The sequence below is a fragment of the Paenibacillus melissococcoides genome (assembly GCA_944800085.1).
GTDB classification, from domain to species: Bacteria; Bacillota; Bacilli; order Paenibacillales; family Paenibacillaceae; genus Paenibacillus_B; species Paenibacillus_B melissococcoides.
This window is the reverse complement of the sequence record CALYLO010000002.1, coordinates 629138-647458: the sequence shown is the minus strand read 5'-3', so window position 1 is coordinate 647458 and position 18321 is coordinate 629138. Positions and strand designations below refer to the sequence as shown.

Here is an 18321-nt window from a genome sequence, read left to right as displayed (position 1 = left end):
TAATGCGGAATCCTCTAAAAAGATGACATCAGTCAAAAAAACGCTGCATTTTTCCCCTTATGCTGTAAAAGTTGCAAATGTACGGCTGAGTTGTTGGGATCGTACGAAAAGAAACGCAGCCTCGACTTGCCGATGAATGCCGGTATCCTTCATCAAGGGCGAGCCCTGGGTTCAGCATGGCTTGCATAGGCATGGTTGTTAGGCATAAAAAAAGACAAGCACGGTTCATGTGCTTGTCTTCCTCGAAGAAAAGAGAATAGGGCAGGCGAAGGCCTGGTCTATTTCGCCTATCGCTCAGATGCCGGGAATCGGGGCGCGCTTGTGCTCGGTTTTGCGGTAATGCTGCTCGAGCTTCGCTTGAACGTCGGCGGGAACCGGCTTGCCCTCCAGGTAATCGCTGTTGTGCTCGTAGGAGACACCCAGCTCTTTCTCGTCGGTCTGCCCCTCCCACAGGCCGGCGGTCGGCACTTTATCGATGACGCTGCGCGGCACGCCAAGCCGTTCGGCAAGCTGGCGAATCTGGCGCTTGTTCAGAGAGGAGAGCGGAGTAATGTCTACGGCTCCGTCGCCCCATTTGGTGTAGAAGCCGGTCAACGCTTCGGACGCATGGTCCGTGCCGACCACGATCAGGTTGAGGTCGAACGCCAGGGCATATTGGGCGACCATCCGTATCCGCGCTTTGATGTTCCCTTTTCCGGGAACGCTTAAATGGCGCGGTTGACCAAGCCGCTTGAAGCCTTGCTCGACCTCAAGCGCCACCTCGTTCACCGCCTCTTCGATGTTGGTCTCGACGGTATGCTTCAACTCGAACGCTTCGGCGACGGCATAGCTGTCGGCAATGTCAACCTGGTCCCCGTAGGGTTGGAACACGCCGAGCGTCATGTACTCCTGCCCGGATTCCGCAGACAGCTCGTCGGTGGCCTGCTTGCATAAGCCGGCGGTGACAGCGCTGTCGATTCCGCCGCTAATGGCGATCAGCAGCCCTTTCGCGCCTGCGTTGGTCACATACTTCTTCAAAAAATCAACCCGTTTGCGGATTTCGGCATCTACATCGATTTGGGGCTTGACTCCGAACCGACTGATGATTTCCTCTTGTAGGCTCATCTGGATATCTCCCTTCGATCCATCCTGTTCACATCTGGTCGTATTTATGGAAACATCCCCGCATCGGACAAACGCGGGGATGAGTTGCTCCTTAGCGGCAGTGGCGATCAAACGCCGCTGTCAGATCCGCCGCAATCTGCTCGGCAGAGCGGTCTTCTACGCTATGGCGTTCGATAAAATGCACCAATTTGCCATCCTTCATCAAGGCAATCGATGGGGAAGACGGCGGATACGGCGCAAAGTATTCGCGCGCTTGTGCCGTGGCTTCTTTGTCCTGGCCCGCAAAGACGGTGAATAAATGATCCGGCGTCGCTTCATGCTCCAGCGCCTTGCGCACGCCTGGGCGGCATTGTCCCGCGGCACAGCCGCAGACGGAGTTCACGACCACAAGCGCGGTTCCCTTCGCCGTCGGCAGCTTCGCTTCCACCTCTTCCGGCGTCCGCAATTCTTCGAATCCGATCGATGTCAATTCGTTGCGCATCGGCTGCACCATATCGCGCATATATTGCTCAAAAGACATAGACATTCTTTCACTTCACTCCTAACCCGTTAAATAATTACCCCGATAGATGTCACCAGATAGTGCTATCGTTAATATTTTAACCATTTGCACAGGAGTAAAGCAAGGGAAAGCCGTTCCTTCCGGAAACGGCTTTCCCTTATCTTGCGCCGTGAGCGCTTATGTGGAAGGACGGTTTGGTCCTTCCAGCTTTTTGTCAACCGGTATTTTGCCGCGTGTGTCGGCTGTACGGTTGGCTTGTTCCTGCTGCTTTTGCTCCTTGGAATGACTTTCTTGCATCTCCATAGACCTCCTTCATGCAGTCTCGCGTCTAGTATGCGCACCTGCACTAGAGCCTATCCTTCCTCCCTATCCGCGGAACGCTCCGGCGATGAATCCGTCCGTGTCTCCGTCTGTTCCCGGTGCCGAACAACCATGTATCCCGCTGCCAGCAGGACAACGCACAGCCATTGCTCCGGGGCGAGTCCCACCCATACGGTCTCGTGAGACTTCAGGAAGCTGGCAAGCATGCCGAAGGCGCCGACGGGGACGAAGGTCCACTGCGCATCCGACAGATTGCCCAATGGCCGCCGTCTCATCCAGATTCCCGCCAGCCATAGCAGGGCGAGCATCGACTCGACCGGCGGCAGGCCTCTTGGCGAGATGCCGCTGGGCATCGGCAGCGCCGTATATCCCGGCGCCGCGCCATCCTGCACCGCGTACAGCCAGCCATAAGCCGCGAGAGATGCCAGCAGCCCGTAGGCGAGCAAGTCGGACAGCACCGGATACGACAAGCCGTGCCGTCTCATGTATACGGTCGTCCACACGATGAGGCCGAGTACGAGCAGCACATTGCCGTTCGTGGACGTTCCGCTCAAAAACAAGAGCGTCCGCGGCTGTTCCCACAGAATCGACGGTCCGTCCCATAAAAAGCCGAACTTCGCATTTAACATACAGATAAAGGCAACTCCGTAGGCCCAGTCTGCATAGCGCCGATTCAATCCTTTGTCCATACGGGCCCGGAGCGAGATGATGAGCGCCGCGATCAGGAAGGATGCGAAGCTTGCCAGTAAATCGCCGTTGATGGTCAAGCTGCCAATCTGGATTACGTTCACACGCTCACCTCCCTCATCTATGATAGCGGACGATCAGAGCGCGTTCAACGCATCGAGCGGATTGTGATCCTGCCCCTGATGCGGTTCTCCCCGCCGCTTCGGATCGATATGGAAGGTGACGATGAACGTCGTCCCTCGCTCCGACGTGTCGATCTCGATGGTTCCTTCGTGCCGTTCGACGATGCTCAAGCAGAGCGGCAAGCCAAGTCCGGTCCCTTTCGACTTGGTCGTATAGAACGGCTCGAACAGCTTTTCCATGACAGAGTTCGGTATACCCGTCCCGGTATCGCTTACAAGGAGCTGCACGCCTTGCGGCACGGCACGCGTCGAAAGCGTTAAGGTCCCCCGCTTCTCCATCGACTCCATCGATTCCAGCGCATTGCGCGACAGGTTCAGAATAAGCTGCTTCATTTCCTTCGTATCCAGGTACATCTCCGGAATATTCTCGCCCAACTGATAGATGATCTCCTGGCCACGGAGATTGGCATCCGCCCACAGCAGCGGCGACAACTGCTTCATAATATCGTGGAGATGGACCATTTCCTTCTCTACGATGCGGTTTTGCGCCAGCGCCAGGAAATCGTTGATGATTCCGTTGGCCCGGTCGATCTCGTCCATAACAATCCGGTAATAGTCCTTCATATTGTCGGGACTCTTCTCCTGGATCAATTGCATAAACCCGCGAATGACCGCCATCGGATTGCGGATCTCGTGCGTAATGCTGGCAGCCATCTGGCCGACCAGATGCAGCCGTTCCATGTTGCCGATCTCGGCGCGCAGCTTGGACAGCTCGGTCACATCATGGGCCATGCCGACTGCTCCGACAATCTCCCCGGTCTCTTGACTGTAGATGGACTTCGCCAGAATGTAGTAATCCCGTTCACCAATACGCGTGACTTCCCCTTCGACAGCCCCTTTTTGCAAAGCCCATTGCAGGATGATAAACTTATTCGGCTCATCCCCCATCTTTTTCAGCAGATCCCGGAGAGGACGGCCCATTAATTGAGCCCTGGTCATGCCTGGGACCTGCAGTTGGATCCCTTCAATCATCATATCGTTGATGGCGGTGATGCGGGTATCCGCATCGATGGCGATGACGCAGAGCGGAGCCGTATTGAGAATCTGCTTGAGCTTCTCGACTTCCTCCCGGTATTGACGGGAAACAATCCGGTATCCCTGCTGCAGGAACGTCTTCTCCCTCGTGCCTTCCATCATATACAGTACCAGACACGCGGTAAGCAGAAATACGATCCCGAATAAGACGAGACAGGACAAGCCTAAAGCCCCCGCATCTCTTTCGACCGGAACCGTCCAGAGATACGTTGCATAGACAATGCTGTAGACGAGCATGCCGAGCAGCGAGAAGGAAATAATGATGGCAAGCCGCATTTGCAAGCCGGACTGACGGAATTTGTTGATGGTAAGAAACAATAGCGGGGTTAAATAAATCAGGGCATCGCCCCATTGGTTCCCCGCCGGTTGATATAGTGGAAAAGCGATAATAAAAACGGTATAGAGGGCCACCATAACCAATCCGATGCGGTATCCGCCGTATAGCACGCCCAGCATAAAAGGGATCAGCCGGAAATCAAATGGCTGCGAAGCCTCCGCATGATGAAAGGAGAACAGGATGCACAGAAACACGGAAATCACGGAAGCCGCTCCAACAGCAAGCCGAGTCAGCAGCGGCCGCGCCGACCGAATGGAACATAGCTGGCAGGAGAACGCCGGTATACAAGCAATCAGAACTTGCAGAAGGGTTTCCTTCAAAGCGATGTACATGATTTCTCTCCTCTGGCATGTTGTGGAATGCATTGATTAAAACATAAATGCCCAAGTTTGACAATGGAGCAAACCAATTTTTTAGGCATTTTTCTACATATTGCGATACAATAAGGGACGAAACGACGGTGAAGGAGCATACGACATGAAAGAGACCGATATTATAATTATCGGCGGCGGGCCGTCAGGATTGATGGCCTGTATTGCTGCCGCGGGGGAAGGCGCGCGCGTGCTGCTGATCGACAAAGGGGATAAATTGGGCCGCAAGCTCGGCATTTCGGGCGGCGGGCGCTGCAACGTAACGAATAATAAAGATTTGGATGAGCTGATTCGTCATATTCCGGGAAACGGGAGATTTTTATACAGCGCGTTTTCTCATTTCAATAATCGGGATATTATCCGCTTCTTCGAAGGACTCGGCATCGCGCTGAAGGAGGAGGACAACGGCCGGATGTTCCCGGTGTCGGACAAGGCAAAGACCGTGGTCGAAGCGCTTATCGGGGAAGTCCGCAAGCGGGGCGTCACGATAATGACGAACCGGACCGTGTCGGAGGTGCTCTACGCAGACGGCGCCGTGGAAGGCGTCCGCCTGTCGGATGGCACTATTATCCGAGCCAAGTCGGTCATCATTGCGACGGGAGGAAAGTCCGTTCCGCGCACAGGCTCTACCGGCGATGGCTATCCTTGGGCCGAGGCTGCCGGGCATACGATCACCGAGCTGTATCCGACAGAGGTTCCGCTGACCTCGCAAGCTTATTTTATCCGCGAGAAGCTGCTGCAGGGGCTGTCGCTTCAAGATATCCGTCTTGCGGTGTGGAACGCCAAGGGCAAAAAGATCATTGAGCACGATGGAGATCTCCTCTTTACGCATTTTGGGCTGTCCGGGCCGGCCGCGCTGCGCTGCAGCCAGTTCGTCGTCAAGGAGCGGAAGCGGACCGGGCAAGAGACCGTGCTGCTGACCATTAACATGAAGCCGGAGCTCAGTCCGGAGGAACTGGAGCGGCATCTGATGGACCGGTGGAGCCAGGAACCGAAGAAGGCGATCAAAAATGTGCTCAGGCACCTCGTCCCCGAGCGGATGGTGCCCATCCTGCTCCAGCAGGCCGGCATCGAGGAGAGCATAACCCGCGATCATATCCGCAAGCAGCCGCTGCAAGAGCTGTGCCGGCTGATTACGGCCTTCCCCGTCAAGGTGAACGGAACCTTGTCTCTGGAGGAAGCATTCGTCACGGGAGGCGGCGTCAATTTGAAGGAGATTGACCCGCGCACGATGGAGTCGAAGCTGATGCGGGGGCTCTTTTTCTGCGGGGAGATTCTTGATGTGCACGGGTATACGGGCGGCTATAACATTACGGCCGCATTCGCGACCGGATATACAGCCGGCAAGCATGCCGCGGCCCTTCCATAACAAGGCGAAGCGGCTTCGCTCCCTGTTGCCGCCGGGGAGCGAAGCCGCTTCTTGCGTTGCCCTAGATATGAATCCCTCCAGGGAACTGGTTCGTATCGTCATTCCAGCCCATCGCGTCCTCTTCCCGCGCCGCGAGATCATCATGACTCGATGCGGCCAAGGCATACCGGTCGTCGTCTGCCCAATCCTCATTGATCACATGCGCCGGAATCGGAATGAGATCGATATTATAGGCATCATTCACGATTGCGGATTTGGTCATATCTCCCTCTTCCACAAGCGTGCCGCCGTGAGCCTCGGCAATCTCCATCGCCGAGGTCAGATCTCTTTTCTCCACATGAATATGAAGCTCCGTACGGTGATCGCCGTCATACACCGGCTCATAGCCGAGCTCTTCCAAGGTGTCGAAGGCCAATCGGGCACTCGCGGCATCCGAGAACCGGAACCGGATAGCGGCTGCTTCCATGTCTTGCCCTCCTCTTTCTCCGCTTTGGACATAATATGCCCGCAAGACCGGAATCTCATCCGTTCATCGGTTCACGCGCCGAATTGGCTCTCCTTCTCTTCCTTCTCTTCCTTCGTCTTCTGCTTCCAGCCCTTGATCTGCACGATGACGGTTCCAATCGCGCCGGCGGCCAGTCCTCCTACAAGCCCCATGCCGACTGCCAGCAGCGGCGGCGCAATGAACAGCCCGCCTGCCAGTGCCCAGAGGATCCGGGAACAGACGCCAGCACCTGGACCATGTGAGCCGCCGCTTGCTGCAGATGCGACGAGCGGAACGAGAACATCGAAGGCACGTCTCCCTCAATGAACTCCCTCCAATATAAGCTCAGCCAGTAACTTAGCACGCCGCACAAGACAGGAACGATTAAGTAGTACAAGGTTGACAGGGAAATGACGGAGGCAACGACTGCGGACAAGCCAACCCCCACGAACTGCAGATAAAACATAACATGATTGCGGCTGCGAAGCAGCGACTTGACGGCCAAAGATCCGATGACCTGCCCGCCGTTCTTCCGCTTCATGAAATAGCCCGAGCGCGGGAAGAGCAAGCCCCGCTTCCGCTTGCGCCGCACAGGCCGGTCCATGCTCTGCGACAGCAGCAGCGCGGTCAGTCTCATCCGTGCCTGGCTCTCCAGCTCGACATCGCGCTCTAATCAACATCAGCTTCTGCTGCATTCCTTTGGAGTAGCTGGCCGGCAAATGATGCTTCACCTAGGTTAATTGAAAGATGCCCAGCAGCTCCTCCGCCCGCTCCCGGAACTCGGCTTCCGGCAGCTCATGGGCGGCGGCAGCCAGCTCCAGATGCTCCCACAGCGTCATCGAATCATACAGAACGGGCTGCTCCGGCACATAGGCGTACGTCCCCGTTCCGTCCCCGATGCGAATGGCTCCCTTAACCTCGCGCATAATGCCCAGGATGGACTTGATGGTCGTGCTCTTGCCGGCCCCGTTCGGCCCGATGAGTCCGACAAGCTCCCCTGCGTTCACTTGAAAGGATATATTGCGAATCGTCGGCTCTCCTTTGTCGTAGCCCGCCTCTTCGATTCGTGTATCCAATACAATCATGCCGACACCTTCTTCTGCTTGTTCGTTCTCTTGCGGCTTAAGGCACCAAGAGAACGATTTTTCCTACATTTTCATTACGTTCCATCCGCTGATGCGCTTCATTTATTTGCTCGGGCCGCCATACCGAATCGATGACCGGCAGACACTCGCCCCGCTCCAGCCATTCTCCGGCGAAGCTCCAGAACGCCTTCGTCAGATCGCTCTTGCGCTTCGGAGGCAAGCCGCGCAGCGTGCTCCCGATGACTTGCAAGCGGCGCAGCATGACGGACATGAAGTCCACCTCCGCCTTCGAGCCGCCCAGCGTTCCGATCAGGACCAGCCTGCCGTCCATCGCCATGCAGCGCACATGATCGTTCCAATACGTGGCGCATACCGGATCCAGCACGACATTCACGCCGGCGCCCTCCGTCCAGGACAGCACCGTCTCGGCCAACGGCTCGGTCTTATAGTTCAAGACGAGCTCGGCCCCCAACGCCTTCAGCCGCTCGCATTTCTCCTCTGTGCCGGCCGTGGCGGCGACTCTCGCCCCCGCAGCCCGTGCGAGCTGAATCGCGGCCGTCCCGACGCCGCTTGCCCCGGCATGGATGAGCACCGATTCCCCGGCTGCCAGCTTCCCGAGTTGGAACAGGTTCAAATAGGCGGTCAAATAAGCCTCCGGCAGCGCCGCCGCCTGTTCCAAGGTGAGAGCCGCCGGGACGGGCATGGCCATATCGGCCGGGATGACCGCATACTGGGCATAGCCTCCTCCCGGAAGCAGCGCCGCACCCGGTCTCCCGCCTTCCAACCTGTCACTCCCGGGCCTACGGCCTCCACCGTCCCTGCCATTTCGAGGCCGAGGACGGGAGACGCTCCTTCCGGCACCGGATAATTCCCGCGCTTCTGCAGCAGATCGGCCCGATTCAGCGCCGTGGCATGCACCCGGACAAGCAATTCTCCCTCATCCCAGGGCGGCGCCTCCATCTCTTTCCAGGTCAATTGAAGATCCGGTTCCACATGACAAGCCAGCATGTTTTTCGCATAGGTCATTCTTTTCCGCCTCCTTGCGTATCTCCTCTCCATTATTCACCGAATGGAGCCGAAAGATCGCGATCAAATTTAATATTCAAAATTTTCTGCACTTTTTAGCCGAAAGTGTGATCTATGACATGTTGGACATCATCTTAAGCTTATACGATGAAGAGGTAACCAGTAAAGCGAGGTGGAAAGGACTATGTCTGAACGGGCGCAACGCGACACCGACGAAGCCCTGCATTTGTTCCGCGTATTCTCCAAAGCTTTCAAGAGCGTCTCCGATCATGCCGCTGCAGGCTGCAAAAAACAAGGCTACAATCCGACCGACTTTGCCGTACTCGAAATGCTCTATCATAAAGGACCACAGCCGATACAACAAATCGGGGCGAAGCTGCTGCTGCAGAGCGGCAACGTAACCTATGTCATCGACAAGCTCGTGCGCAACGGCCTGGTGCAGCGCCACCCTTGCTCCAAGGATCGGCGCGTCATTTTCGCCGAATTGACGGAACAGGGCCGGGCAGAGATGCAGAATATTTTGCCGAAGCAGGCCCAGACCCTGCGCCGGGCATTAAGCGGACTGACTTTGGAAGAGAAGGCGCAAGCGATCAATCTGCTCAAAAAGCTGGGCATCCAGGCGGAAAAGCTCAGCCTTGTCACAAAAAAAGAGGGGTAAAACGAGAAAGAAACGGCCGCGGTTGCGAATGCCGTTTCTTTGCTTGTTACCCCGTATATTACGCCTCCCCTCCCGCCGCTTCCGCGCTGGCTCTCCCGTCCGCATAGTGGGAGAATTGACGGAAGCGCGCCGCGAATTCCTCCGCAGGCAGCGGATGGCTGATATAATAGCCTTGGAAATGGTTGCAGCCCAATGCCTCCAAGTAATGGAACTCCTCGGCCGTCTCCACCCCTTCCGCTATGACGGTGAGATTCAAGCTGTGGCCGAGCTGGATGACGGCCTGCACAATCGAGGCGTTGACCGGATCCGCGGACAGATGCCGGACGAAGGAACGATCGATCTTCAACGTATGCACCGGCAATGTCTTCAACCGCTCCAGCGAGGAATAGCCGGTCCCGAAGTCGTCGATGGCGATGTTCATGCCGCGCCGATTCAGCTGCCGCAGGACATGGTTGGCTTGTCCGACATGCTTGTGAACATAACCTTCCGTAATCTCAAGCACCAATTGCTCCGGTTCGAACCGGGTCTCCTGCACGATACGCTCCACCATCGCCACGAAATCCTGATTCAAAAACTGCCTCAGCGACACGTTCACCGAAAGGCGAAGCGGCGGCATGCCCTGCTCCCTCCATTGGCGATGCTGCATGCATGCGCTGCGCAGCACCCATTCGCCAATCGGAATGACTAAACCGGTTTCTTCCGCGACCGGAATGAACTGCGAAGGCGATATATAGCCTTGCTGCGGGTGCAGCCAACGCAGCAGCACCTCGGCGGCGACGACTTTCCCTGCCCGATCGACAATCGGCTGGTAATGAAGCGTCAGCTCGTCCCGCTCCATCGCCCTATACAGCAAGCTTTCCAGCAGCATGCGGCCGGAAGCCAGATCCGGATGAATCTGATCGAAGAACATGTAGGACTGCCCGCCCCGCTCCTTCGCCGCATACATCGCCGTGTCGGCCTGCTTGAACAGGGCGGTCAGCGTATTCCCGTCATCGGGATAGAGCGCGATCCCGATCGATGCCGAGACGAACAGTTCATGCGCTTGAATGCAGAAGCGCTCGCGGAAATGCTGGAGGATGCGCTGCGCCAATTTTTTGGCCTCCTCGCGCGTTCCCTTTTCCAGCAAAATGACGAATTCATCGCCGCCCAGCCTGGCGCACAGATGCGCTCCTTCCGGCTTCGACAGGCAATGGAGCAGGCGCTGTCCGGCTCGAACGAGCAGCATGTCGCCGACCTTGTGGCCGAGCGAATCGTTAATGTGTTTGAAGCGGTCGAGATCGATGAACAGCAGCGCCAGAGGCGCGGCGTCCACCTCGGCCCGCTCCAGCGCCTTATCCATCTCTATCGTAAAATAATGGCGGTTCGGCAGCTTGGTGAGCGGATCGTAATAGGCTAGCCGCTGCAAGTGCTCTTCCGATTTTTCCAGCAGCTTCGTCTGCTGCACGAGATGCTCGTTCATGCGGTGAAGCTCGCGGAACTGCGCGGCAACCCTCTCGGCCATAGCGCGGAAATTCAGCATCAGGGAGCGAATCTCTCTGACGCGGCTATGCGGCCATGCCTGCCTCTCCCAATCCGTTCCCGCCGGATCAACGCTCGTCATCCGGTTCAACCCGTCAAGGGAACGAACGAGAGAACGGCTGGCGGTAACCGCGATCCCCGATACAATGCCCCATACGGCCAGCATCAGGGCCAACTCCCGGACATAAAAATGGAAGATCGTCGGCAGGAACGTATCATTCGGGAGAAAGGCGGTAACCGCCCCCGCCCTTCCGGCCTCGCCATAGCGTTCCAGCACATAGTAGCCGTCTCTCCAGCGGCAGGTTCCGTAAGGGTACTGCTTCGCCCCCGGCAGCACGCGGTAGAAGCCGGCCACCCGGCTCCGCTCCACTCCATCTCCGGACGTTAACGTTTTGGGCAGCGGAAGGTCGGTTCGGACCACTCCCGCTTCTGCGAACAACTGCTGCCGGGACTCCGCCCACATCCGGTCGCTCCACGCGAACATATTGCCGCGCTCGTCCGACAACGCGAACTTGAGCACGCCCTCCAGCGATTCCTCCTTCAGCAGATTCTCCGCCAGCGATACGTTTGCCCATACGTCCGGAACGCTCCACGGGTGCCTCCGGTTCGCTCCTTCCACCTCCCGAAGCGCTTCCTCGGCCCGGATCGACTGCTCCTCCAAATGGGCATACGCCTCGCGCTCGACTTCCGTTAATACGCCCGCGCTGCCTAGCCTCATCTGCGCGAGGAAGGAGAGCAAGACAGCGCACAGCGCCAGATGAACGATAACGCGATGGAGAGAAATCGGCCGATCCGCCCTGCGGGCGAGGAGCCGCTGCCATGGCACATAAGCAAGCAGCATATCGGCGAGAAGCGCGTTGGCGATGCCATTCACAGCGAACATCAAATATTGGAGCATGGCCTCTGTCCCGAACACGCCGGTTCGCGCCAAGAACAGCAGCACGAATGCCGGAGCTCCGACCGCAAGCCAGAACAAGCTGTCCCAGAACAACAGCCGCCGTCTCCGGCGACAGAGGAAGCCCACGACGGCAAGCTCCAGTCCGATGAACGCCAGCATATCGACAGAATATCCGGCGAAATAGAGGATCAGTGCGGCCAGGCCGGCGAACGCCATCGTTCGGACGGCACCGAATAAGACCAAAGCCACAAGGAAGAAAGCCCCGCTCAGTGCAAATTCCACACCGAACGGGAACTTGATTTCGATTTGGGAGCCGATGACCCCCAGCAGTATAAGCGAGATGTAAGCAAGCCCCGTACGGCTTGAGTTCGGCAGTACCGAGGTATACGGCATAGAGGACGACTCCTTTGGCTGAAGGTAGTTCGACATTTCCCCTATAACCATTCGACACAAATCCATATTTTCCTACTTTATGCATAAAAAAACCGCCCCGCACGCAGGGGGCAGTGGAATACGCCCTTCTTCTGGTTATAGTTGGCTCACAATAGTTGTATCCGATGTTTAGGATGCGAGCGAGTTTGTAAGCAGACCCTGCAGCAAAAATCAGAGGCTATCCCATAAGTAGTTTTACTACAGTGAGACAGCCCCCCTGATTCTTAAAGCTCGACTCGCCGAAAAACTGCAAAACTACACTTTTCCTTTATGACGTGTACTCCGTTACAGGGAATCCTGCAAAACAGCATCAATTTCTGACTATTCAATCAATAATAGACAAAAATCGATGAAAATAATGTACTTTTGCAGGAATTTAATCAAGTAGCGGCTTAATGAGCAAAAATTGATGCATCCACGCAGCATTTCACTGCTTCATCCATCTTCCACCGGTTGCAAGCGGCGCCATATTTTCGAACATAACGGCGTGGAGTTAACATATCGCCGCTTTGAGAATAGGAGTCAAATCCAGAGTTCCATCGCGGGCTGAGCCGAGTTGCATTGCCTTGCTTGGTAAGGTTCATCGTCGGGGCAATCGGGTAAAAAAGCTCCTGTAATGTTGTTGTTAATTCATCCGTTGTTTTTGCAGCCCTTACTTTGCCCACCCCATAAATGGCAAAACGATTCCAGTCGATTTGCGTGTTCTCATCACTTGGGTGAAAAAACCTTACATACCCATACAGCTTGGCAAACGCCTGAACGTTCCTAAGCTCTTGATTAGCGGTTTCCTTCGTTTCCTTTGCAAAAACGGGTACCACTGACATGAGAAAAACGATTGCGGTGAAAACAATAAGACTAGCCTTTTTCACTTGCCATTCTCCTTGTCCAATGTTTTGATCGGCCAGGTATGTATACGTTGCATTAATTTAGCCGACTATTTGTTTACACACCAACTACCTCCTCAGGTCCCATTATAATGAGTAATATTCTTCCAAGTAATGTCCGCCAGGCCAGTATATGATTTGACCCAGGCCCAGTATTTGGGCTAGACCTTCACCCAAAACACCGCCTTTTGTAGAGTAGAGAACTGAAATTTCATTGGAGGGCGAAAACCCTCTTCTTTACTTTTTCAGTTCCCCCTTCATCAAACCGTACGTGAGGTTTTCCCTCATACGGCTTTCCGATGCTCTTCTTCCTCCGGCATTACGGTACTTCCCTTAGCTGGCGAGTTTCTTTAATCCCGCAAGTTGTGCAGCAATGGCTGCTTGCCGGGAATTGCTGTGTTTGTTACGACGGCTACGTTTCTTGTTCCAGAACAGGGTGAGACGCTTACGGATGTACCAATCGATTTTGTTCAGGTACTGGTCAGCAAAGGAGTCTATACCATAGTAGTTCCTCCATCCCTGTATCTTCGGGTTGAGTTCATCTACCATCCGGTTCATCGTCCAGAATAGACGATTGCGCGGTTCTGTTGCTTCCTTTACCTTTTGCTTCATGTTCTTCATCGCCTTCTTGACGGGTAACTGCGAAGAACATGAACTTCCTTGTTCCTTTTCATCATCCTCGGTATTTTCCGGTGATGCATCCCCAGAAAGTCGAAGCCTTCTTTGTCTCCCCAGAGGTTAACAAGTTTGGACTTCGTCTTGTTCATTTCAAGTTCCAGCTTTCCAAATACCGCTTTGAGGACATCAATCGCCCTCAGAGCTTGTTCTTTGGTTTTGCACAGGATGACCAGATCATCGGCATAACGCACCAGTGTTCCTGCTTCCGCAAACTTCTTCTCCCAGATGGTATCCAGATAGTTCAAGTAGATATTTGCCAAGAGCGGACTTATGACTCCGCCTTGCGGGCTCCCGAGGTCGGTTTCATGAAACTGATCATCTTTCACGAATCCTGCCTTGAGCCACTTGCGGATGAGTTGTAACACTCGTCGATCACTAATTCTCTGTTCCACCAGTCGCATCAGTTTCTCGTGCGGGATATTGTCAAAATATCCGGTGATATCGATGTCGACGACCCAGTATACGCCTTTCTTTACTGCTCGGCGGATATGCCGGATTGCATCATGCTGGCTTCGCTTGGGCCGGAATCCGTAGGAGCAATCCTTGAAATCCGCTTCGAAGACCGGTTCTATAACCATCTTGGTCGCCATTTGAACGACCCTATCTCGGATGACAGGGATACCAAGCGGGCGCATCTTGCCGTCCGGTTTGGGTATCTCTTTCCGTCTTGCAGGCTGTGGATGGTATTTTCCGTTCCTCAGCTTACCTTGGATTTCATCGACAAATCGCTCTTCCCCGAACTCTTTGACGATGTGGTCGATGGTTATGCCATCTACTCCACCGCTTCCGCCCTTCGCCTTGACCCGTTTCCATGCTTCCCAAAGAATGTCGCCGCGGTGTACCTTGTCGTACAGCGCATGAAATCGCCGCCTCGGATTTTCCTTGGCCGCTAGATATAGTACGTTTTGGAGTTGTTGAGCTTTTACTTTGGCGTAGTTAGCCTTTTGGGCATTCACTGACTCTTACCTCCTCCAGTACGTGAACAAAGCAGGGGCTCTTTCCTCCACAAGGTTGTGTTGTCCTTGCTTCACGGGTACTACAACCCCCTCCGCCACCCTTCTCGCAGCTCGCCACTTCACCTTTCGGGCTTATAGGGTCGCTCTTTACGGCGTTGCCGTGCGAGGTAGGGTTTCCCCAGTTCCAGACACAACTTTCTCAACATGCCGTTCCCCATACACCGGAGAGTTCTTCCGCGCTGCGTTTCCAAGAGCTTCACGCGTTCCATGGCCTTCGCCCAATGTTCCGAGGCTCGGCTCTCTCTTGTCCTTTGCAGGTTCTTTTTGACGATGCGGCAGGATTCACTTCATGTTACGGCCTGCTGATTTGCTCGCACTCTCTTGAGAGTTACTTTGTCACAGGGCTTCAACCTTAGGGTCTCTCCACCAGTTGCCTGTCAGCTACGAGGCGACTTGGCTCTTACCTCGACCGGACTCACACCGGCTAGTTGTGCCTAGCTTGGCTAGGCGCGCGGACACAAAAAACCGCCCCCTAAGGGACGGTCTAATGTATTCTATTTGCTGTTGAGCTTGCCCTTCGGCATCAGCAATGTGCACCCGAGGCAGATGACGGCAACAGCCGCCATCACGAGGAACACATTTTCGAGCCCGGTCTCCAGAAACGTGCGCAGGCTGTTCATGATATCCGGCGCCAGTTGGCTGGCGCTCTCCGGGTTCAACAGCTTGTTCAGATCATCGTCCGAAATGCGCGAAGCGACGTCCGGACCGGCTTGTCTGACCATGGACGCGATGCGTTCATTCAGGAAGGTGCCGAGCGCCGCGATGCCGATGGTCTGTCCGAGCGTCCGCACGAACGTATTCAGCGCCGTGGAAGCGCCGCGCATATTCCATTCGACCGACGATTGGACGATAATCGTGAATACGGTAATCGAAAAACCGAAGCCGAGTCCGGACACCGTCATCAGCGCGACGATGACCCACATCGACGTGGCGCCCGTAATGGCGGCCAGCCATATCGATCCGGCGGCAATCAGCGTCATGCCGAGGGAAGAGGTCAGCCGCGGCCCGCTCTTGATCAGCATTCGGCCTCCGATAATCGAGCCGATAAGCCAGCCGATAGACATCGGCGTCAGCGCCATGCCGGAGCTGGTGGCGCTATGACCCATGACTCCCTGAATCCAGAGCGGCATGTACGAATTGATGCCAATCAGCACGCTGCTCACGAGGAAGCCGACGAGATTGGAGATGGCGATGTCCTTAATGCGGAACAGTTGGAACGGAACCATTGGTTCCTGCGCCGTTTTTTCGATACGGTAGAACCAGATGAGGAACACCGCCGCCAAGCCGAGCAGCGCGAACATCCAGGGGGATGTCCATGCAATATTCTGCCCGCCGGTAATGATGGCGAACAATAAGGCCGTCATCCCAATCGAGAAGGTCGCCGCTCCGGCGTAATCGATCGGCTTGTCCTTCTTCTCCACCTTCTCATGGAACAGCTTGGCGATCATCCATACCGAGATTATACCGAATGGGACGTTGAAGAAAAAGATCCAGTGCCAGGAGAGCGAATCGACAAAAAATCCGCCGACCAACGGGCCGACCAGGCCGGCTATGCCCCAGATGGAGCTGAACAGCCCCTGGATTTTGGCGCGTTCCTCCAGGGTGAAGATGTCCGCCACGATGGTGAAGGTGGCGGGCATGACCGCGCCAGCCCCAATCCCTTGGATGGCCCGGAACACGATCATTTGCGTCATATTGGAAGATAGGCCGCACAGCATGGAGCCGCCGACGAATAAAATAGAGCCGAAAATAAAGATCTTTTTGCGGCCGAACAGATCGGCCAGCTTGCCGAACAAGGGTGTCGAGATGGCCGTCGTCAGCAAGTAGGCGGAATAGACCCAGCTGATCAGCTTGAGTCCGCCCAGATCGGAGACGATCTGCGGCATCGCGGTGCTGACGACCGTAACCTCAATCGCCGCCAAAAATGTAGATAATAGCAGGGCCAGCGTCACGAGCTTCCGTTCGCGCCCGGCCTGCATCGTTGCAGTGCTTCCCATTGCTTCATTCCCCTTCTCTCTCGCTTGCTCTCCGCTTCCATTCAAATTGGTGCTGTATCTTGTAACGCATGCTGCCGCTATAGGCTATCTTATCATGCCCTTGTCCGGGCTGCGAACCGCTCGGATCCCTAATGTTGTTCCGGCCCTGCGCTCCGCCGCCCGTCCGCGCCATACCAGCATCCCGCTTCCATATAGGCCGTGACCAACTGCGAATGAGCGCCCTCATCCCAAATGTCATCATGGGTGATAACCATTAAGCCGCAGCCCCGCCCGGTCTGCGCAAGGCACCAGTCGCGTATCAGCGCGGCGCTCCGGGCATCGAGACCCGCTGTCGGCTCATCGAGCAGCAGCACGGCGGGCCGGTGCAGGCCGGCCAGCGCGACGCAGAGCAGCCGGATCGCCCCGGCAGGCAGATCATGAGGATGACGGCGGCGGTAACGGGACAGGCCCGTGGCGCGAAGCAGCTCCTCTGCCATCGCCGCAACCGCGTCCTCCCGCTTGGCCTGCCCCGGCGGGACCGGAGCGTTCAAGCGGGTGCTCCGCCAAGCCATGGCCGCCGCGTCAAGCACTTCCTCTTCCACCGTACCGGCGAACAGTCCGGCTTCCGGCTGCTGGGGCACATACCCGATCAAGCGGCCCAATTCATAGACGGAGAAGCGCGGCAGCGGTTGTCCGGCCAGCCGAATCTCTCCGGACATCCGTCCCGCTTGCCGCGGGATGCCCTTCGTCAGCAGCTTGAACAAGGTTGATTTGCCTGCTCCGTTCGGTCCGCGAAGAAGCATGCATCGGCCCGGATACAGCTCGAACGAGACCTCGTCTAGCGCCCGTTCCCGGCCGTTCGAGCCGGCGTTATCCTTTCGCCTTTTCCCGTACCGGAACGACAGGTCCTTCACTTCCAGTACGGGGGCGTCCTCTGGATGCTTACCAGGCAGCCGTCCTTTCCTGTATGCGGTGACTGCGGCTGTCGTCTCATCCGGTACGGCGATTGGCGGCGAGGACGGCAGTACCGCGGTGGACGTCCTCAGCTTGTCCAGGGCGGCCGCCGCTTCCGCTTCGTGGAGGCTGCCATCATAGATAATGCGGCCTTCCTCGAGCAGAAGCAGCCGCACAGCGGGCAACTGCCCGATCCAATCCTCCAGCCGGGCGCCAGCCAGCACCGTCGTTCTCCCGGCCTGCCGGCCTGCGCGAAGCGTCTGCAGGAGACGCTCCCGCGAAGCCGAATCCAGATGGCTCCAGGCCTGGTCCAGGATGAGCAGCTCCGGCTCCATCGCCATCACCGCAGCGATAGCCGTCCGCTGCTTCTCCCCCCCTGACAGATCCGTGATCGGCGCCTCCCGCAGCGATTCAAGCCCGAACGCATCAAGCTGCTCCTCCACCCGGCGCATCACTTCATCCGCAGGCAGCCCCATATTTTCCGGGGCGAAGGCCAGCTCGTCCTCCACCGTGCCGAGGATGAGCTGAGAATCGGCATCCTGCAAGGCCAAGCCGGCCAATACGGGCGGCGGGCCCTCCGGCGGCGCCGCCTTCCCTTGCAGGGTGCCTTCATGGGGCTGCATTACGCCGGCCAGCAGCTTGCACAGCGTCGTCTTGCCGCTGCCGTTCGCTCCGGCGATATAGACGATATCTCCCCGGCGCAGCGTGAAGCTGCAATCGCGGAGAGCCGGCTCGTCCGCGCCCAAATAGGTAAAGGTCACGCGCTCGATGCGCATGACCTCTTCACGCAGAAATCCCATCGTC

At 56.5% G+C, this 18321-nt stretch carries 17 protein-coding genes; 2 read left to right on the top strand and 15 right to left on the bottom strand.

The window, feature by feature from the left end:
- Positions 1-294: 294 nt before the first annotated feature.
- The 4 genes from nadE to OCY70_RS11105 form a co-directional block, all read right to left on the bottom strand.
- Positions 295-1104 carry an ammonia-dependent NAD(+) synthetase gene (nadE, locus tag OCY70_RS11125; protein WP_213429902.1) on the bottom strand — a complete coding sequence of 270 codons (810 nt, stop codon included), beginning with the start codon at positions 1102-1104 and terminating at the stop codon, positions 295-297.
- A 91-nt stretch (positions 1105-1195) separates the two neighbouring features.
- Positions 1196-1630 (bottom strand): BrxA/BrxB family bacilliredoxin, encoded by a 435-nt coding sequence (locus tag OCY70_RS11120; protein WP_213429901.1) that lies wholly within the window; start codon positions 1628-1630, stop codon positions 1196-1198.
- Between the two features lie 329 nt (positions 1631-1959).
- Positions 1960-2718, bottom strand: a complete 759-nt coding sequence (locus OCY70_RS11110; protein ID WP_213429900.1) for a hypothetical protein — start codon at positions 2716-2718, stop codon at positions 1960-1962.
- Positions 2719-2751: 33 nt separating this feature from the next.
- Positions 2752-4500: an ATP-binding protein gene (locus OCY70_RS11105; RefSeq protein WP_213429899.1), complete on the bottom strand. Its 1749-nt coding sequence runs from the start codon at positions 4498-4500 to the stop codon at positions 2752-2754.
- A gap of 145 nt (positions 4501-4645) precedes the next feature.
- Here OCY70_RS11105 and OCY70_RS11100 point away from each other — a divergent pair, with 145 nt between their 5' ends.
- On the top strand, positions 4646-5908 hold the full coding sequence (locus tag OCY70_RS11100) for a BaiN/RdsA family NAD(P)/FAD-dependent oxidoreductase (protein WP_213429898.1): 1263 nt from the start codon (positions 4646-4648) through the stop codon (positions 5906-5908).
- A gap of 61 nt (positions 5909-5969) precedes the next feature.
- On the opposite strand, the gene OCY70_RS11095 is transcribed toward OCY70_RS11100, so the two are convergent.
- From OCY70_RS11095 to OCY70_RS11075, 5 genes are all read right to left on the bottom strand, one after another.
- Positions 5970-6374, bottom strand: a complete 405-nt coding sequence (locus tag OCY70_RS11095) for a DNA/RNA helicase (RefSeq protein WP_213429897.1) — start codon at positions 6372-6374, stop codon at positions 5970-5972.
- Positions 6375-6552: 178 nt separating this feature from the next.
- Entirely contained in the window at positions 6553-7029 is a 477-nt protein-coding gene (locus OCY70_RS11090) for an ABC transporter permease (RefSeq protein ID WP_249725444.1), read from the bottom strand.
- A 94-nt stretch (positions 7030-7123) separates the two neighbouring features.
- Positions 7124-7477, bottom strand: a complete 354-nt coding sequence (locus OCY70_RS11085; protein WP_306433963.1) for an ATP-binding cassette domain-containing protein — start codon at positions 7475-7477, stop codon at positions 7124-7126.
- Between the two features lie 37 nt (positions 7478-7514).
- Positions 7515-8180: a zinc-binding dehydrogenase gene (locus OCY70_RS11080; RefSeq protein WP_261944877.1), complete on the bottom strand. Its 666-nt coding sequence runs from the start codon at positions 8178-8180 to the stop codon at positions 7515-7517.
- Positions 8120-8503, bottom strand: coding sequence for an alcohol dehydrogenase catalytic domain-containing protein (locus tag OCY70_RS11075; protein ID WP_261944852.1), 384 nt, complete (start codon positions 8501-8503; stop codon positions 8120-8122). Before OCY70_RS11075 ends, OCY70_RS11080 begins: the two co-directional genes overlap by 61 nt.
- Positions 8504-8687: 184 nt before the next feature.
- Between OCY70_RS11075 and OCY70_RS11070 the strand changes: the two genes are divergently transcribed.
- On the top strand, positions 8688-9161 hold the full coding sequence (locus tag OCY70_RS11070; RefSeq protein ID WP_213429895.1) for a MarR family winged helix-turn-helix transcriptional regulator: 474 nt from the start codon (positions 8688-8690) through the stop codon (positions 9159-9161).
- A gap of 58 nt (positions 9162-9219) precedes the next feature.
- Here OCY70_RS11070 and OCY70_RS11065 read toward each other — a convergent pair whose 3' ends face one another.
- The 6 genes from OCY70_RS11065 to OCY70_RS11040 all read right to left on the bottom strand — a co-directional run bounded on the left by OCY70_RS11065 (position 9220) and on the right by OCY70_RS11040 (position 18317).
- Complete coding sequence (locus OCY70_RS11065) at positions 9220-11970, bottom strand: putative bifunctional diguanylate cyclase/phosphodiesterase (protein WP_261944851.1); 2751 nt, start codon at positions 11968-11970, stop codon at positions 9220-9222.
- 431 nt (positions 11971-12401) lie between these two features.
- Positions 12402-12878, bottom strand: coding sequence for a hypothetical protein (locus tag OCY70_RS11060; protein WP_213429893.1), 477 nt, complete (start codon positions 12876-12878; stop codon positions 12402-12404).
- A gap of 348 nt (positions 12879-13226) precedes the next feature.
- Positions 13227-13505, bottom strand: a complete 279-nt coding sequence (locus OCY70_RS11055) for a group II intron maturase-specific domain-containing protein (protein ID WP_261948752.1) — start codon at positions 13503-13505, stop codon at positions 13227-13229.
- Between the two features lie 5 nt (positions 13506-13510).
- Positions 13511-14527, bottom strand: coding sequence for a group II intron reverse transcriptase/maturase (gene ltrA, locus OCY70_RS11050; protein ID WP_261944850.1), 1017 nt, complete (start codon positions 14525-14527; stop codon positions 13511-13513).
- Positions 14528-15081: 554 nt separating this feature from the next.
- On the bottom strand, positions 15082-16584 hold the full coding sequence (locus tag OCY70_RS11045; protein WP_213427399.1) for an MDR family MFS transporter: 1503 nt from the start codon (positions 16582-16584) through the stop codon (positions 15082-15084).
- A 128-nt stretch (positions 16585-16712) separates the two neighbouring features.
- Positions 16713-18317 carry an ABC transporter ATP-binding protein gene (locus OCY70_RS11040; protein ID WP_213427400.1) on the bottom strand — a complete coding sequence of 535 codons (1605 nt, stop codon included), beginning with the start codon at positions 18315-18317 and terminating at the stop codon, positions 16713-16715.
- Positions 18318-18321: the final 4 nt, after the last annotated feature.

Coding starts and splice junctions, on each gene's coding strand:
- nadE (WP_213429902.1), bottom strand. CDS start 1,104: ATGAGCCTACAAGAGGAAATCATCAGTCGGTTCGGAGTCAAGCCCCAA.
- OCY70_RS11120 (WP_213429901.1), bottom strand. CDS start 1,630: ATGTCTATGTCTTTTGAGCAATATATGCGCGATATGGTGCAGCCGATG.
- OCY70_RS11105 (WP_213429899.1), bottom strand. CDS start 4,500: ATGTACATCGCTTTGAAGGAAACCCTTCTGCAAGTTCTGATTGCTTGT.
- OCY70_RS11100 (WP_213429898.1), top strand. CDS start 4,646: ATGAAAGAGACCGATATTATAATTATCGGCGGCGGGCCGTCAGGATTG.
- OCY70_RS11095 (WP_213429897.1), bottom strand. CDS start 6,374: ATGGAAGCAGCCGCTATCCGGTTCCGGTTCTCGGATGCCGCGAGTGCC.
- OCY70_RS11090 (WP_249725444.1), bottom strand. CDS start 7,029: ATGAGACTGACCGCGCTGCTGCTGTCGCAGAGCATGGACCGGCCTGTG.
- OCY70_RS11085 (WP_306433963.1), bottom strand. CDS start 7,477: ATGATTGTATTGGATACACGAATCGAAGAGGCGGGCTACGACAAAGGA.
- OCY70_RS11080 (WP_261944877.1), bottom strand. CDS start 8,180: ATGCCCGTCCCGGCGGCTCTCACCTTGGAACAGGCGGCGGCGCTGCCG.
- OCY70_RS11075 (WP_261944852.1), bottom strand. CDS start 8,503: ATGACCTATGCGAAAAACATGCTGGCTTGTCATGTGGAACCGGATCTT.
- OCY70_RS11070 (WP_213429895.1), top strand. CDS start 8,688: ATGTCTGAACGGGCGCAACGCGACACCGACGAAGCCCTGCATTTGTTC.
- OCY70_RS11065 (WP_261944851.1), bottom strand. CDS start 11,970: ATGCCGTATACCTCGGTACTGCCGAACTCAAGCCGTACGGGGCTTGCT.
- OCY70_RS11055 (WP_261948752.1), bottom strand. CDS start 13,505: ATGAAGCAAAAGGTAAAGGAAGCAACAGAACCGCGCAATCGTCTATTC.
- OCY70_RS11045 (WP_213427399.1), bottom strand. CDS start 16,584: ATGGGAAGCACTGCAACGATGCAGGCCGGGCGCGAACGGAAGCTCGTG.
- OCY70_RS11040 (WP_213427400.1), bottom strand. CDS start 18,317: ATGGGATTTCTGCGTGAAGAGGTCATGCGCATCGAGCGCGTGACCTTT.